General features: G+C 57.0%; 17 protein-coding genes. 2 read left to right on the top strand and 15 right to left on the bottom strand.

All coding sequences use genetic code 11. The annotated features are described in order from the left end of the window. Nucleotides 1-36: 36 nt before the first annotated feature. From ACR3EQ_RS09625 to ACR3EQ_RS09570, 12 genes are all read right to left on the bottom strand, one after another. Nucleotides 37-1,344 (bottom strand): ATPase, encoded by a 1,308-nt coding sequence (locus tag ACR3EQ_RS09625; protein WP_170613292.1) that lies wholly within the window; start codon nt 1,342-1,344, stop codon nt 37-39. Between the two features lie 117 nt (nt 1,345-1,461). Then, entirely contained in the window at nt 1,462-2,007 is a 546-nt protein-coding gene (locus ACR3EQ_RS09620) for a prepilin peptidase (protein ID WP_480491760.1), read from the bottom strand. 3 nt (nt 2,008-2,010) lie between these two features. Continuing rightward, entirely contained in the window at nt 2,011-2,862 is an 852-nt protein-coding gene (locus ACR3EQ_RS09615; protein ID WP_480490479.1) for a tetratricopeptide repeat protein, read from the bottom strand. Between the two features lie 30 nt (nt 2,863-2,892). Next, the gene (locus ACR3EQ_RS09610; RefSeq protein WP_170816791.1) at nt 2,893-3,474 is read right to left on the bottom strand and encodes a tetratricopeptide repeat protein; all 582 of its coding nucleotides are present in this window, start codon (nt 3,472-3,474) and stop codon (nt 2,893-2,895) included. Between the two features lie 7 nt (nt 3,475-3,481). Continuing rightward, nucleotides 3,482-4,456 carry a type II secretion system F family protein gene (locus tag ACR3EQ_RS09605; protein ID WP_480490477.1) on the bottom strand — a complete coding sequence of 325 codons (975 nt, stop codon included), beginning with the start codon at nt 4,454-4,456 and terminating at the stop codon, nt 3,482-3,484. A gap of 10 nt (nt 4,457-4,466) precedes the next feature. Next, complete coding sequence (locus tag ACR3EQ_RS09600; protein WP_170678144.1) at nt 4,467-5,435, bottom strand: type II secretion system F family protein; 969 nt, start codon at nt 5,433-5,435, stop codon at nt 4,467-4,469. 12 nt (nt 5,436-5,447) lie between these two features. After that, entirely contained in the window at nt 5,448-6,893 is a 1,446-nt protein-coding gene (locus ACR3EQ_RS09595; protein ID WP_170678142.1) for a TadA family conjugal transfer-associated ATPase, read from the bottom strand. A gap of 24 nt (nt 6,894-6,917) precedes the next feature. Beyond that, entirely contained in the window at nt 6,918-8,153 is a 1,236-nt protein-coding gene (locus ACR3EQ_RS09590; RefSeq protein WP_480490475.1) for a CpaE/TadZ family protein, read from the bottom strand. 197 nt (nt 8,154-8,350) lie between these two features. After that, the gene (locus ACR3EQ_RS09585) at nt 8,351-8,980 is read right to left on the bottom strand and encodes an OmpA family protein (protein WP_170678138.1); all 630 of its coding nucleotides are present in this window, start codon (nt 8,978-8,980) and stop codon (nt 8,351-8,353) included. Between the two features lie 17 nt (nt 8,981-8,997). Further along, complete coding sequence (locus ACR3EQ_RS09580) at nt 8,998-10,404, bottom strand: type II and III secretion system protein family protein (protein WP_480490474.1); 1,407 nt, start codon at nt 10,402-10,404, stop codon at nt 8,998-9,000. Between the two features lie 192 nt (nt 10,405-10,596). Then, nucleotides 10,597-11,478, bottom strand: a complete 882-nt coding sequence (gene cpaB / locus ACR3EQ_RS09575; protein WP_480490473.1) for a Flp pilus assembly protein CpaB — start codon at nt 11,476-11,478, stop codon at nt 10,597-10,599. A 250-nt stretch (nt 11,479-11,728) separates the two neighbouring features. After that, nucleotides 11,729-11,968: a hypothetical protein gene (locus tag ACR3EQ_RS09570; RefSeq protein WP_170678132.1), complete on the bottom strand. Its 240-nt coding sequence runs from the start codon at nt 11,966-11,968 to the stop codon at nt 11,729-11,731. Between ACR3EQ_RS09570 and ACR3EQ_RS09565 the strand changes: the two genes are divergently transcribed. Then, entirely contained in the window at nt 11,955-12,200 is a 246-nt protein-coding gene (locus ACR3EQ_RS09565) for a hypothetical protein (protein ID WP_480490471.1), read from the top strand. The two genes, ACR3EQ_RS09570 and ACR3EQ_RS09565, sit on opposite strands and share 14 nt — an antisense overlap. Before the next feature lie 71 nt (nt 12,201-12,271). On the opposite strand, the gene ACR3EQ_RS09560 is transcribed toward ACR3EQ_RS09565, so the two are convergent. After that, nucleotides 12,272-12,505: a Flp family type IVb pilin gene (locus tag ACR3EQ_RS09560; protein ID WP_480490470.1), complete on the bottom strand. Its 234-nt coding sequence runs from the start codon at nt 12,503-12,505 to the stop codon at nt 12,272-12,274. Nucleotides 12,506-12,855: 350 nt separating this feature from the next. Between ACR3EQ_RS09560 and ACR3EQ_RS09555 the strand changes: the two genes are divergently transcribed. Further along, nucleotides 12,856-13,722 (top strand): lytic transglycosylase domain-containing protein, encoded by an 867-nt coding sequence (locus tag ACR3EQ_RS09555; protein ID WP_170613266.1) that lies wholly within the window; start codon nt 12,856-12,858, stop codon nt 13,720-13,722. A 41-nt stretch (nt 13,723-13,763) separates the two neighbouring features. Here the strand turns inward: ACR3EQ_RS09555 and ACR3EQ_RS09550 are convergent, their stop codons facing one another. Together ACR3EQ_RS09550 and ACR3EQ_RS09545 are read right to left on the bottom strand one after the other, a co-directional pair. After that, entirely contained in the window at nt 13,764-14,390 is a 627-nt protein-coding gene (locus ACR3EQ_RS09550) for a 3-oxoacid CoA-transferase subunit B (RefSeq protein WP_170613264.1), read from the bottom strand. Next, complete coding sequence (locus ACR3EQ_RS09545; RefSeq protein WP_480490467.1) at nt 14,390-15,094, bottom strand: CoA transferase subunit A; 705 nt, start codon at nt 15,092-15,094, stop codon at nt 14,390-14,392. Before ACR3EQ_RS09545 ends, ACR3EQ_RS09550 begins: the two co-directional genes overlap by 1 nt. Nucleotides 15,095-15,133 lie beyond the last annotated feature (39 nt).

The following is a 15,133-nucleotide window of genomic DNA, read 5'->3' as shown; positions in this document are numbered from 1 at the left end:
GCAGATTAACCGCCCTCGCGCCTGATTGGCACGGCGTTATTTGACGATTTTCTCGTCTTTGACGAACATGTTTGCCCAGGCCCGGTCGATCAGGTCGGGGCTCATCTGATAAGGAATACCTTCGAATTCGCAGATTGCGATCATCTGATCGATCAGGAAGATCGGCTGATAGTTCGCATAGATGTTGTTGATCGTCGGGTATTTGACTTTCAACAGATGCACCAGCGCGGCCTCGTCCAGCGGCATGCCGCGTTTGCGGGCGACCATGGCGAAGATTTTCAGGAAGTTTTCCTGGTTCGGACCGTCGATCTTGATCTTGAAGAAGATCCGGCGCAGGGCGGCCTGGTCAAAGATCTCGTTCGGGTGGAAGTTGGTCGAGAAGATGACCAGTGTGTCAAAGGGAACTTCAAACTTTTCACCCGATTGAAGGCCAAGGATGTCCTTGTTTTCTTCCAGCGGAACGATCCAGCGGTTGACCAGCGCCTGAGGCGGTTCCGCCTGACGGCCAAGGTCGTCGACAATGAAGATCCCGCCCGTCGATTTCAACTGCAGCGGCGCCTGATAGGTGCGCGCGGTCGGATTGTAGACCAGATCAAGCATGCTGAGAGACAGTTCGCCCCCGGTCACAACCGTCGGGCGCTCGCACTGAACATAGCGCGAGTCGAACCGTTTGCGGCGGCGCAGGCTGTTGGGGTCATCGGGTTCCTGTTCGATCGCGGTATGCACGATCGGGTCATAGACGGTGATCACCTGCCCGGCGTATTCGATGGCCCAGGGCACATAGACATTGTCCCCCAGCGCGTCGCGGATACCGTTCGAGATCGAGGATTTACCATTGCCCGGCGGGCCATACATCAGGATCGACCGGCCGGCGCTGACCGCCGGGCCCAAATGGTCAAGCAGGCTGTCGGGCAGAACCAGATGACCCATCGCACCGGTCAGTTGCTCACGCGTAACCTGAATGTTGCGAATCGACTGGCGCTTGACCTGCTCGCGATACACGTCCAGCGGTACTGGCATGGCGCCGAAATACTCCGACTGGCTCAACGCGTCCAACGCACGTGCCTTCCCCGCATCGGTCAGTTGGTACCCCATTTCGTTGCCGCTGTTGGCGTTCAGGGTGCCGGTCGCCTCAAGCAGTTTCTGATCGCGGGTGATATCGACCAGTTCCTGCGTAACGGAACCCGGAAGACAGATGGCTGCGGCGATCTCGGACACGGTGTCGACGTTCTTGCGAAAGATCGTCTTGAGCAAAATGTCCCGCATCATCACTAACGGAAGCTGCATTTCACCCAGCCCCTTTGGGGCAGGGGGGGCCATAACGGAAGTGGTCTGCATATTCATGAGCGTGGCTCGTCTATCCCGGTTTCACGTCAACCGGCCCTGAACGGGCCGCTTGCGGAAAATTTGGCCCGCCTTTGTGGCAGGACCAAGGCGGGGGCAAGGCGCGCTGATGATAGTTCACGAACCGTAAACAGTTCCCAAAATCAGATACATGGCCAAAGCGCCTGCTAGGGCCAAACCCATTGGAAATTGCCGGCCACGGTCCCAGCTTTCCCAATGCGGTGCAATACTGCGCAGACGGGTGTTCTTGGCCAGGCGATGGGTTGCCACGGCGGCCAGAAGGGTCGCTGTCAGAACGGCCAACAGGATAAAAGCGTCGGCAAACCAGACGAAAGGAGAGGCTGCAGCAAGGAACTTGGCGTCTCCCGCACCCATGACCCCTGCCGCGTTCAGGACGATGCCAACAAGCAGAACAATGACAATATGCAGCAGTTGCCACAGATAGAGGGGCAAAGTGACGGGTAAGGGGCCAATACTCCCGCTTAACCACTCCTGCGACCACGGCGGCATGACAAACAGGCCGATGACGGCATATACTATCGCCAGCGCCAGAACCGCGTGATTCTTGATCCGCATTTCACGCATATCAGTGAAAGCGACGTAAAAGCAGATTGGCAGCACAAATGGCAGGAACCACGCAGCTGCAACCGCAGGGATATGCATCAATCAGGCTTCCTCGAGCGCACGCAGCGAACGGACGGCTTCGTCGAAATGTTGCGGGTGGGTGGCAATGGCTTCGCGGAACAGGTTCTTGGCCGTGTTCACATCCCCTTGCTTGACCGCCGAGATCCCCATCGTATTCAGCAACTGGGCGCGCTCGATCTGGGTCATTGGAATGACCGGCATGGTGTAGTTTCTCTGGGCCGATCTGGCCAGAACAAGGTTGTTCTTGGCGGTGAACAGGGATTTGTCGTGCCGGATCGCTTCAGTAAACAGGCGTTCGGCCTCGGCATACTGGCCGCGTGTCAGCTTGGAATAACCCCAGTTGTTCATCACACTGCCCGGGCGCGTCGTCAGGCCCACGGCGGTTTCGTAGAAATGATCCGCCCGCTTCCAGCTTTCCTGCGAATCCGCCACCAACGCCTCGAGACGATAGCGCTTGAATGTCTCAAATGTGGGTGGGACTGAATCCAGCACAGCCTCGGCCTCTTTCCAGTTGCCGCCGCGAACCAGCGCGTCGGCATACTCGACCTTGTCCGCGTTGGTCGAGCCTTTCATGCCTGTGACCTTCTTCCATGCGGCAGAAGCTTCGGTTGTGCGTTTGGCGCGTGACAGAGATATCGCCAGACCCCGCTGCAGGTCGATGCGATCAGGGTTTTTGGTGGCCGCATTGTGGAAATATGTGACCGCCTCGTTCGGGTCGGCCGCACTCAGCAACACGTCATTCAGATTGGTTTCATCAATGACGTTTACTTCCTGAAATGTACGCTCGACCTTTTCTTCTTCGGTCTCTTTGGCGCATGCCGATACAATCAATCCGCATATGACGATCGACGGAATCAAGAATTGTTGGCGCATTTTTGCGTCCTTTACTGCTCTTGCCTCTGGTTACGGGAGCTTGCGAAGCGTAAATTGCCCGTCGCCTTGCTGCTCCAGCGTATATTCTTGTTCTTGTGAGGTATTATTATCAGGATTTTCCATTTTTGCGAGTGCTAACCGCAGATTGTCGCGGATTGCGTCACTTTCGCCATTGTCCAGCGCATAAGCGCGCTGAAACACCTGGGCCGCTTCGGGATATTGCCCGGTTTCCATCAGCAGAACGCCCAGATTATTCCACGCCACCGGCCAATCGGTATCATCCTTGACGGCCCGTCTCAGCAGGGTTTCGGCTTGGCCAAGGCGCTTCAGGCCCAGATTTGCCGTGCCCATCGATGTCAGGATTTGCGGCGTCATCCCCTGTTCCAGAGCGGCGCGGGTAAAGGACTTGAGCGCCAGTTCGTACTCGCCGGCGGCCATCAAGCGGTTTCCAACCTCAATTTCGTCTTCGGCCTGTCCCCCGCGGTCAATGCCCGGAGCCTCCAGATCGCCGGAACGATCGGTCTCTGTGCAAGAGGCCACCATGGCGAAAACCAGGGTGACCTGAAAGATGCGGCGGAGCCCGGTCCGGGCGCAGCATCGAAATGGGTTCATCAGGTTACTACCGGCCGAAAGTCGAAATAACGTTTGCCGAAGGCCCGACAAGAATAACCAGCAAAGGCGGAACTGTCAGTCCCATTGTGACAAGCGTCATTTTGGTTGGCAGCTTGTTCGCAGCCTCTTCCGCGCGCATGACGCGCTTGTCGCGCATCTCGCCCGCATACACCCGCAGGGCTTCTGCAATTGATGTACCAAAAGTCGCCGACTGGATCATCACCGTGACGAACGAGTTGACGTCCTGCACGCCACAACGGGTGCCAAAGTCACGCAGGACGGTATCCTTGTCCTTACCCGCTTTCATTTCGTAAGCGACGATCTCGAACTCCTGCGAAATGTCGGGGTACGAGGCTTTCATTTCGTTGGACACCCGGACTATGGCTTGATCGAGGGACTGACCAGCCTCCACACAGACCAGCATCAGGTCAAGCGTGTCGGGAAAGGCTTGCGTAATCTTCTCTTTCCGCTCTTCGATGCGGCGCGTGATCCAGTATTTGGGGATCATGTAGCCGACACCGCCGGGCACCAGCACGCGCACCAGAATTTGCTGGGCGGTGAATTCCTGCGTTCCCGCGAACACCGTTACCAGCAGAACGCCGACAATGATGCCGATGATCCCAAGGGAGAACTGTGCAAAGTGGAAAAACCGCACCGCATCCTTGGTCTGGTACCCTGCCTGCCGCAGCTTGAGCTGCATTGCCGACAGCTCTTCCTGATCTTTCGGTTCCAGAAAGGTCGCGAATTTTTCAAGCTGCTCGTTCCGACCGGCGTTCCGCAACTGGTCTTTCTTGGCCTTTTTTCCCTTCTTGGGCGCGGCATTCGAACGCTGCAACTTCTTGAGCGGATCCTCGGGCTGGTTCAGCATCAGAGGGATAGTGACCAGGATCATGAACAACCCCAGAACACCGACCACGATCAGTGGTCCGAACTCGCCCAGATGCTCGGTCAGCAAGTCATTGATGCGGGTCAGGAATTCCATTGCCGTGCCCTCAAACCTTGATGTTGGTGATGATTTTCATGACGATCAGGTTCAGCGTCAGCGTGATGCCAACAAAGAAACACATCGGAATGAACCATGGATGGTCGAGAACGCCGTCGTAATAACCGGGATCCTTGACCAGTATGAAAGCCAGACAGCCCAGCGGGAAGGCCGACAGGAATTTACCGGACCACTGTGCCTCGGCCGTGATCGCCTTGACGCGGCGAAACAGGCGGAATCGGGCACGGATAACCTGTGCAAGACCGGCCAGAATCTCTGCGAGGTTACCGCCGGATTGCTGCTGGATGCCCACGGCAACCGCCAAAAACCGCAAATCCTGCATGTCCAGACGTTCGGCCATGTCTTTCAAGGCTTCGCCAACGTCGCGGCCATAGGCGCATTCATCGGCGATGACGCCAAACTCGGTTCCCAGCGGGTCCTGAACCTCGGTGGCAACAACCTGAATCGTTGAGACGAAGGGGTTGCCGACACGCAGCGAGCGAACCATCAGTTCCACGGCTTCGGGCAATTGTTCTTCGATCATGCCCATGCGTTTCTTGGCCTTTTGGTTCACCCACGCATAAACGCTGCCAACACCGATTGCGACGGAAATGGCCGCCCGTAAGGCGGTATCGGTGGCTGTGCCGATGCTAAGCCCCATGAACGCGACCCCGGATACAAGGCACATGATCATGATCAATTGACGGGGCGAAAACGCAATCGCCGCCTTCTGCGCCTTGTCGGCCAGAAGGGAATAGAGCGGGATGCTCTGCGATTTCATATGCTGCTGCATTTCCTTGCGCAGCTGTTCCAGAACCTGTTCACGCCCGACACCTTTGTCGAGCATGTCGAGGCGGCGGTTTACCCGGCTGTTAAGGCTGATGGATTTGCCGAACGCGACCAGGTAGATACCTTCGACCAGGGCCAGAACGCCCACGAAGATCGCGACATAGATCAATGCCTCCATAGGCAGTTGCATATCCTTGATCTCCTACATTGTGGTTGGGTCGTAAATGGACGCGGGCAGGTCAAAGCCCCACAGACGGAAGCGCTCGGAGTAGTGGCTGCGCACGCCGGTTGCGGTGAAGTGACCGATAATCTTGTTGTCAGGTGTCAGGCCAACACGTTGAAAACGAAAGATTTCCTGCATGGAAATCACATCGCCTTCCATCCCGGTGATCTCGGTGATCGATGTCATGCGGCGCGAACCGTCCTGCAAGCGGCTGGCCTGTACGATCAGGTTCACAGCGCTGGCAATCTGGCTGCGCACGGCCTTGATCGGCATCTCGATCCCGGCCATCGCGATCATGTTTTCCAGACGCGAGATCCCGTCGCGGGCCGAGTTGGCGTGGATCGTGGTCATTGACCCGTCGTGGCCGGTGTTCATGGCCTGCAACATGTCGATCACCTCGGCACCGCGCGTCTCACCCACGATGATACGGTCGGGGCGCATCCGCAGGGCGTTTTTGAGACAGTCTCGCGGGCTGACCTCACCTTTGCCTTCTACGTTGGGCGGGCGACTTTCCATCCGGCCCACATGGGTCTGCTGCAGCTGAAGTTCGGCTGTATCCTCGATCGTCAGGATGCGTTCGGCGTCGTCAATGAAGCTGGACAAGGCGTTCAATGTGGTCGTTTTACCAGAACCTGTACCACCCGATACGATAACGTTCAGGCGCGTAGACACCGCAGCTTGAAGATAGGCAGCCATTTCTTCGCTGAACGCACCGAAATTGACCAGATCATCGATGCCCAGCTTGTCCTTTTTGAACTTACGAATGGATACCAGAGATCCGTCCACCGCAATCGGCGGCACCATGGCGTTGAAACGCGATCCGTCAGCAAGACGGGCGTCAACATAAGGGTTGGATTCATCGACCCGGCGACCCACGGCGGACACGATCTTGTCGATGATCCGCATCAGGTGCTTTTCGTCCTTGAAGGTGATGTCGCTGAGTTGAAGCTTGCCATCGCGTTCCACGAAGATCTGCTGCGGTCCGTTCACCAGAATATCGTTGACCGTGTCATCCTGCAGCAAGGTTTCCAAAGGCCCAAGCCCGGTGACCTCGTCATAAAGTTCCTTGTTGAGCTGTGAACGGTCTTCGCGGTTCAGAACGATGTTGCGCGATTCGAGAACTTCGCTGGCAATGGCGCTGATTTCGGCCCGAAGCTCAGCCTCGGCGGCTGATTCCAGCGCCGAGAGGTTCAGGTTTTCAAGCAATTCGCGATGCAGATCGATCTTGATTTCACTCAAGCGTTCCTTGCGCTTGCGGTCACGGTCGGAAGATGAGGCCTCGGCGGCCTTTTTTTGCACCGGTTTGCGGACAACCGCCGTTGTGGCAGAGGCAGGAGCGTTTGCCGCGGCCGGGGTGGCCTCTGGGGCTTTGGCCGCAGTCTTGACCGGCTGCGCATCAGGCTGCTTCTTGTATCTCGAAAACATGACGGCTGTCCCCTTGAGAAGTTGTTACGCGGCTTCCGCGTTGCTCGAGCCCAGGCTGTGAAGCGACTTGGCCAGTTTGGCGATTTCCCGCCGCAGTGGGTTCTTGGCGGCAGATTTTGCAAGCGGCAGGCCGTGATCGCCGGCTTGCAGAACAGGTTTGCCACCTTCGGGCAGTTGCAGATCGATGGAGATTCCCAGGCTTTCGCCCATGCGCTTGACCCGGCCCTTGCCGTTCAGATCCGTGAATTTTGGCGCCCGGTTCAATGCAAAGCGCAGCTTGTTGAAGGGCAGCTCCTCGGCCTGCAAGGCACGCTTCAGGCGCAGCGCGTTCTGGGCGGACCGCATATCCAGCTCGATCAGTGCAAAATAGACATGCGCCGCCGCCAGCACCGTTTCGGACCAGTGCACCAGCGTTTTTGGCATATCCACGACCACATAGTCGAAATGCTTGCGTGCGGTGTCGATGACGCGCTGAATATCCTCCGGCGTAATCAGGTCCAGCGGCACAATGTCGGAAGGCGAGGTCAGAACCTGCAGTTTTTCTTCATATGTCTGCAGCGCCTGGGAAAAAACATCGTCGTCCATGGACGCCGTGTCCGACAGCATTTCAAACACTGTCTCGCGACGCGGCAGGTCCAGATAGGTGGAAACTGTGCCAAATTGCAGATCCAGGTCAATCAGGCAGACGGTCGGTGCTTCTTTGTCCGAAACCGTAGCCAGTTCCCAGGCAAGATTGACCGCCAGAGTGGTCGAACCTATGCCTCCGGCCAGGCCGTGCACCACAAACAGCGCGCCTTCTTTTGATTCGCCCTGGGTCAGCGGAACTGCCGCCGCCTGGGGCGCGGCAACCGGATCGGGCTGTTTCATGCGCTCGATGGCTTCCTGCAACTCGCCTTCGGGCAGCGGGTACGGGACAAATTCATCGGCACCTTTGCGCAGCAGCTGATGCAGCGACGCAGGTGTGACATCTTCGGCGATCAGAACAACTTTGATTTTCTTGTCCTTGGCGCGGGTGATGATTTCACCCATCAGCGTCAGGTTGTCTTCGTCTTCCCCGTCGATTGCAAGTGCCACAAATTCAAGAGAATCTGCCTCGGGCTGGCCGAAAAAAGCCAGTGCCTCAGCAAATCCAAGATCGCCCCAGCGTTCACCCAGCGCAACTTCCATGTCTTCGATCAACAGATCGAAGTTCTGGACATCACGGCTGATTGTGCAGGCCAGAATGGCGTTATTTTCGTCTTGCTGCGTGGCGCTTGTCATTAACACAATCCTCGTAGTGAGGGCTTGGCAAATCTTACAAACACAAGCGGTCTGGTCGGATTGGCTGTCGCCCCGATGCGGTCAAATCTGGCCGCAGGTCACCCAATTGTTGACAACGTCTCTTGGAAGTTGGGCGAGAATTGGGCGTAAAAGAACAAATTGTAGGGAATTGGGCGACGATGTCGCCCAAAACCAGTTTATTGTTCGGATGTAACGCCAAGGTTTGTTGCGCTGCTCAGTTGTGTTGCGTAAGTCGCGCTCGCAACATACTCGCGATAGACGACCTGGGCGTACTTGCCGTCCAGAATCAGCGGATCGCGATCCAAGAAGCCCGACACCTCGGTCACGGTACGGCGGTTGCGCCGATCCCGGTTTGGCGTGTCGATCAGCGGGCGCGCTTTGCCAAAGGACACAACGGCCTCTAGGCGCGATCGCGAGATGCCCTGCTGAATCAGGAAGGCAACCGCAGCATTGGCGCGCCGTTGACCCAAAGCCTTGTTATAGGCCGTTGAGCCGACAGCATCCGTGTGGCCGTACACGCGGAACCGAGCCTCAGGGAATTGCTTGATCCAATCCGCCTGCTGCGCCAGGATCCGCTGTGCCGAAGCATCCAGTTGCGAACTGTTGAAGGCAAAATTGATCTGGGTTGGAACCTCGGCCGCAAACCGCTGAGCCAGGATCTGGGCATAGGACAACTCACCATTCATCACCTGGATATTGTTGAGAGTTGCGTTGCCGAAAGCGCCCGAATCGATTTCGTAGCCCGCTTCCCGTGTACAGCCTGCGACAGCGACCGACAGACATAGTGTCATCATCCACTTTTGCATGGGTCCTATCCTCCTCATCAATCCAGGACGTAGCCGTAAGAGCTGCCATAGCCCTGTTTGGCCACTTCTGTTGCGGCGCCTGCACCGGCACGTGTTGTCCGGGCGGTCTTGCCATTCACGAACAGATCGAATTCGCTGGGCGGTTTGACCCGATCGGTGGGCAGAGCTAGGGCCTCACCCCGCGTCGGCGACACAAGATGTGCGGTGATGATAATAACCAGTTCGCTTTGCTCGCGCTGGTATTCGGCGCTCCGGAACAGGGCACCCAGGACAGGCACATCGCCAAGCCACGGGATCTGGTTGTTCAGGTCGGCAAAGTTGTCCTGGATCAGCCCGGCGATAGCAAAGCTCTCACCGTCGCGCAGTTCAACCGTCGTGCTGGTCTGGCGTGTGATAAAGCTTGGAACGTTGTCGCCATTGATCGTGAAGTTCGAGCTGTTATCGATCGCCGAGACAGACGCGGCCATCTCCAGATTGATCAGATCGCCGTCGACAACACGTGGGATGAAGTCTATTTCGACACCGAAGGCCTTGTATTCAATGGTAACGACACCATCGTCCTGCGGAACCGGGATGGGTACTTCGCCGCCGGCCAGGAATGTCGCTTCTTGCCCGGACAGTGCTGACAGGTTGGGTTCAGCCAGGCTGCGGGCCAGGCCTTTGGCCTCAAGGGCCTCCAGCAACAGGCGAACCTGGGTCGAACCTGCGCCAAATCCAAACAGGATCGCACCTGTGTTGGACTGCACGGCGGGAATGTTGTTGCTCAGTGCGTTCTGCAATGCCAGCGAGTTGTTCAGCGTGTTGATACCGCCGGTCACATCGCCGCCACCGAAGCCCAGCGATGCTGACAGGCTCTTGGCGACCGAGCGGTTCATCTCTGCAAACCGGACTTTCAGCATGACCTGCTGCACGCCGCCAACGCTCATAAGGTTCGAAACGCGTTCCGGGGCATAACGCTCCGCCAGTTCCAGCGCGCGGGCCAGCTTTGCCGAGCTGGACACGGTGCCGGACAGCACGATGCCGTCATTTGCCGTACGCACCTCGACCCGCTCATCGGGCAGGATCTGGCGCAGCCTTTCCTTGAATTCGGTCACATCCGGTGCCACACGAACGCGAACGTTCGTGATCAGATTGCCGACGCCATCGAACAACGTCAGCGTTGTGATGCCAGGAGCCTTACCAAGAACATAGATCGTGCGGTCCGAAAGCGACGAGATGTCGGCGATACCCGCGTTGGCGATGCTCAGTTCTGCGAACGGCTCTTCACTCTCAACAACAATTGCGCGATTCATAGGGACATCCAGCGTTTCCGCTGTGCCTTTTTTAACCACGCGAATATTTTGTGCCCAGGCGGCATCGCCGACCGGGCTCACAACAAGCGCCAACCCCAGCAGGGTTGCGCTGATCCAGGAACGTATTGTCATGTGACCTGCCTCTCCGATCACGCCTCGTTTTTGGGTCTATCGCCCTCTAATACGAAACACTGCGCGAATTCAGAATTTATTGCAATAATCAATGGTTTCTGGATTGTTCCTTATGTGGGGAATGGGCAACAATCAAAATAGAAAGAGCCGCGCAGATTGCGCGACTCAAGTCCGTAACGCTCTGATTTAACGTCAGTTTGTGCAGGGAATTGGGGTTTCGACGATCTCTCCGCCGCGGCGAGTCCGGATCGTACACACTCTTTCCTGGGCTTTTTTCGGAGCAGGCGCCGCCTCTTTAATACCCAACAGTTTTCGCTGGTCGACTTCGATTGCCGCGGTGATGGCCTCGTCCTGGACCCCAACCAAGGCAAGGGACAGGCGGCCGGTACTCTGGGCCTGGGCCAGCGAGATGGCCTGTTCCGGTGTAACGGCCACCGTGACCGTACGTGCAATCGTTGTGCCCGTGACGTCCGAGCCTGCGGACTGATCAATAGCAACCAGTCTGATACTAGGAAGGATCAAACGTGTGAGTTCACCGCTGGCACCCTCGACCGTGCCTCGCAACGAGCCGGTCCAGATAATGTCGACGTCGTCTCCTGGGCGCAGAAATCCGGATACGCCGGACGCAACATCAACGCTGATGGCAAAGGCCCGCTTGCCTTTTTCCAGGCGCGAGGTCAGACCCGCGGCTTCGCCCGGCCGGGTAATCTTGACCTCCATGATCGCTTCGTCTTTTTCCATGGCCCTCATGACATAACGCTCATTGTCTCCGGTCTCGGGGAACAGGACGGTCATTTCCGTGAATGTGCCCTCGGGGATCGCGTTTTCGGGCCAATCGACGATACGCACATCTTCTTCCTTTACGCGTTCGCCATACTTTAGCGAACGGTTGGACACGATGACGCTGACGGTCGGAATTACATTGACGTTCGCGTTTGCCAAAGCTTCCTGGGCTGCCAAACGCTCGCGTGCGAGAGCATCCTGATAGGCGGCGATATAGTTGCGCGCCATGTAAACCGCGCCGCCGGCCAGAGCCACCCCGACGATCAGAACAAGACCAAACACAGCTCGCATGCGCGCACCTCATATTTTCGATGGCCAGAGTCATTTCGGCCAGTGGGAAACTTTGAAACAGCTTATTTCCTAAACAGGAATTGTGTCGAAATGTAGGACAAAGAAGACATTTCTATCACTGTTCCACGATTGTAGGGCGAGTTGGCAACACACTCAGGTCAAGCGCAGGCCCCGGGGGGCTACGTTTCAAACGTCCAGCGTGAAGAGCCCAGAGTTGGCTGAACTATGCTTGGAAACCTTAGGCAGTAGCTCAGCTACCGCCGCCCGCGGTCCCTGAAACAACGATCCCGCCAGGCGCGTTGTTGGATCCGGTACTGATGGTCGCGCTGGACATCGCCGAGCTGGTGTTCCCGCTCAGGCTGATGGTTGCTGTCTGGATACCGAAGTAAATCAGTGTCGCAAGCGCAATGATTATGGCAGTCAGAACGACCCAGTCGACGGTGACAGCACCGTCTTCAGAGGTGATAAAGGTTTTCGTGAACCTGATCATTGCGGGTCGCTCCAGTAAAGCAGGGTCGGGGCAGAACCGACCAATAGAATCTGTTCATGTACAACCTTTGCTGATGCACACATTATGTTTTGCTTTGCCGGAATGGCGTGAATTGGGCAAAACATTGAATAATATGACGTATTTGGATTTCTTTGAGGTGCGCATGGCCGTGACCGCGCCTGATTTTCGCTCGGTTGCCAAATCGCCGATGCCTTGCCTGGCCGGTTCTTGAGTTCACGGTTCCAAAAGAAAAGCCGCGCCAGTGTTGGCGCGGCCTGTTTCCAGTTCTGGGAATTGTCTGGCTTAGTTGGTGCCCGAACCGGTGATACCACCTGAAACGGTACCATCGCTGGTGCCGGTGTTAATGGTTGCGCTGCTCAGCGCGGCGTTCACGTCGGTTGCCATGCCCTGTGCGCCGTTGGCGATCTGCTGGTAGGCCACGGTGCCCAGGCCGATGACTGCTGCGGTCAGAACGACCCAGTCAACTGTCACGGCGCCGTCTTCGTCTTTGCGGAAGTTCTTGATGAACTTGATCATGTTACGTCCCTCCTAAAGGATCTAAGTCAATTAACCTTGGCGTCTTTCAGAGCTTTCTCTCTCAGTCCGCTCATGACCGTCTCGGTATGGATATATGTTTGACTGTTGTGCGTGGCAGGAATTGGGCCAAACACAGTTTTTTTGCGCTTCGTCTTAACTTTTTGGTCACGAATTCGATATCTAATTGAAAAAGAACAAAAAAAATTTTCAACGTGACGGTATTGACCTTCGCAAGAGATGCAAAATTGCGCCAAATGAGGCGAAATTGCCCCAATTCGCTTTGTTTTTCTGGCCTTGCGGCCGGATTCGAGGTTCAAATTCATAAAAAGAAAACAAGAGGCAGGCAAAAAATGAATCTCCGGTACGCAATCACATGCGCCGGCGTGTCGGCATTTCTGATATCGGGCACGGTTCCGGTGATCGCCGCCGATATCGAGCCGAGAGGCGTCTATAAAAGGATCAAGGCGCCAAAGCCCGGCGCGCGCCCGCGTATCACCGTTCAGATCACGGCTGAAGAACATGCATCCCAGCCTTTTGCCCCCAGCACCGGGGCCGAGCTTGAAACGCCTGAAGTGGTCAAGCGCACCGCGCTTCCGCCCGAGAACCTGCCGGGGTCGAACAGCCCTGAAAAACCTGTCGGCTCCTACACCGCCTTCTGGGACAAGATCTCGCCGGAACTGGCTGAGGCCGGGGCAGGGCGGCTGGATATGGCGATCAATGCGCTTTCATCCACAAATGTTGCTTCACCACGTTTGCAGACCCTTCAAAATATCGCACAGCTGCAGGGGATCGACATTCTGCGCTCGACAGTGGGAACCAAGGTTTCCCCGGCGCTTGTCCTTGCGGTGATTTCCGTGGAATCGGCCGGCCGGGCGGATGCTGTCAGTTCAGCCGGTGCGCAAGGACTGATGCAACTGATGCCCGCCACGGCCGAAAGGTTCGGTGTTGAGGACAGTTTTCAGCCCTCGCAGAATATCGCGGGCGGTGTGAAATACCTGAACTGGCTGATGGGGGAATTCAAAAACGACCCGATTTTGGTGCTGGCCGGATATAATGCGGGCGAAGGAGCCGTTCGCAAACACAGTGGTGTGCCGCCTTATGCGGAAACCCGCGATTACGTGCCAAAAGTGCTTGCGGCGTTTCAGGTGGCGCGCGCGTTGTGCTCGACCCCGCCGGAACTGATCTCGGATGGCTGCGTATTTCAGACGCTAAACTGAAAATGGCCCGCGAGTCGGCGGGCCATTCAATATCAGGTCAATCAGCCGACGATCGTGGCCTGGGTCGAGGCCCGCATATCGTCTTCACTGACACCGTCGGCCAGTTCGACAATCTTCAGGCCGCCTTCAACCACATCCAGCACGCCCAGATTGGTGATGATGCGATCAACGACGCCCTTACCTGTCAGCGGCAAGGTGCATTCCTTAAGCACTTTTGAATCGCCATGTTTGTTGGTGTGATCCATGACCACGATCACACGACCGACGCCGGCGACCAGATCCATCGCGCCGCCCATACCCTTGACCAGCTTGCCGGGGATCATCCAGTTGGCCAGATCGCCCTTTTCGTCCACTTCCATGGCACCCAGAATCGCCGCAGCGATCTTGCCGCCCCGGATCATGGCAAAGGACGTGGCGCTGTCGAAGTAGGACGTGCGGGACAGTTCGGTGATCGTCTGCTTGCCCGCGTTGATCAGGTCGGGGTCTTCTTCACCCTCGAACGGGAATGGACCCATGCCCAGCATGCCGTTCTCGGATTGCAGAGTGATGTCCTTGTCCCCCACATAGTTTGCCACCAGCGTCGGAATGCCGATGCCGAGGTTCACATACATGCCGTCTTCCAGCTCTTCCGCCGCGCGTGCGGCCATCTGATTGCGGTCCCAGGGCATTATGCGTCCTCCTTCTTGCGGGTGGTGCGCTGTTCGATGCGCTTTTCGTGGCTCCCCTGAATGATGCGGTGCACGTAGATGCCGGGCAGATGGATCCCATCCGGGTCGAGCGAGCCGCGCGGCACGATCTCTTCAACCTCGGCGATGCAGATCTTGCCGCAGGTCGCGGCAGGTACATTGAAGTTGCGTGCAGTCTTGCGGAAAATCAGGTTGCCGGTGTCATCGGCCTTCCAGGCTTTGACGATGGCGAGATCGGCAAAAATGCCTTCCTCCATGATGTAGGTCTCGCCGTTGAAGTCCTTGTGTTCCTTGCCGTCGGCAATCACGGTACCCACGCCGGTCTTGGTGTAAAAGCCGGGGATGCCCGCGCCGCCTGCGCGCATACGCTCGGCCAGAGTGCCTTGCGGGTTGAACTCCAGCTCCAACTCGCCGCTCAGGTACTGGCGCATGAATTCGGCGTTTTCACCGACATACGAGCTGATCATCTTTTTGACCTGCTTCGTCTGCAGCAGGATGCCGATACCGAAATCGTCGACCCCGGCGTTGTTGCTGGCAAAAGTCAGATCCTTGGCGCCCGATTCCCGGATCGCCTCAAGCAGCAGTTCGGGAATACCGCACAGGCCGAAACCGCCCGCCGCAATCAGCATGCCATCCGACAGCACCCCATCGAGCGCGTCAGTGGCATTGGCATAGATTTTCTTCATGGAAAACTCCCCCAATGACATGGTGATGCGGCAGGTTGT

This window comes from Ruegeria sp. AN11 (assembly GCF_056536005.1).
Note: the sequence above shows the minus strand (reverse complement) of the source record. Positions and strands in the feature narration are given on the sequence as shown.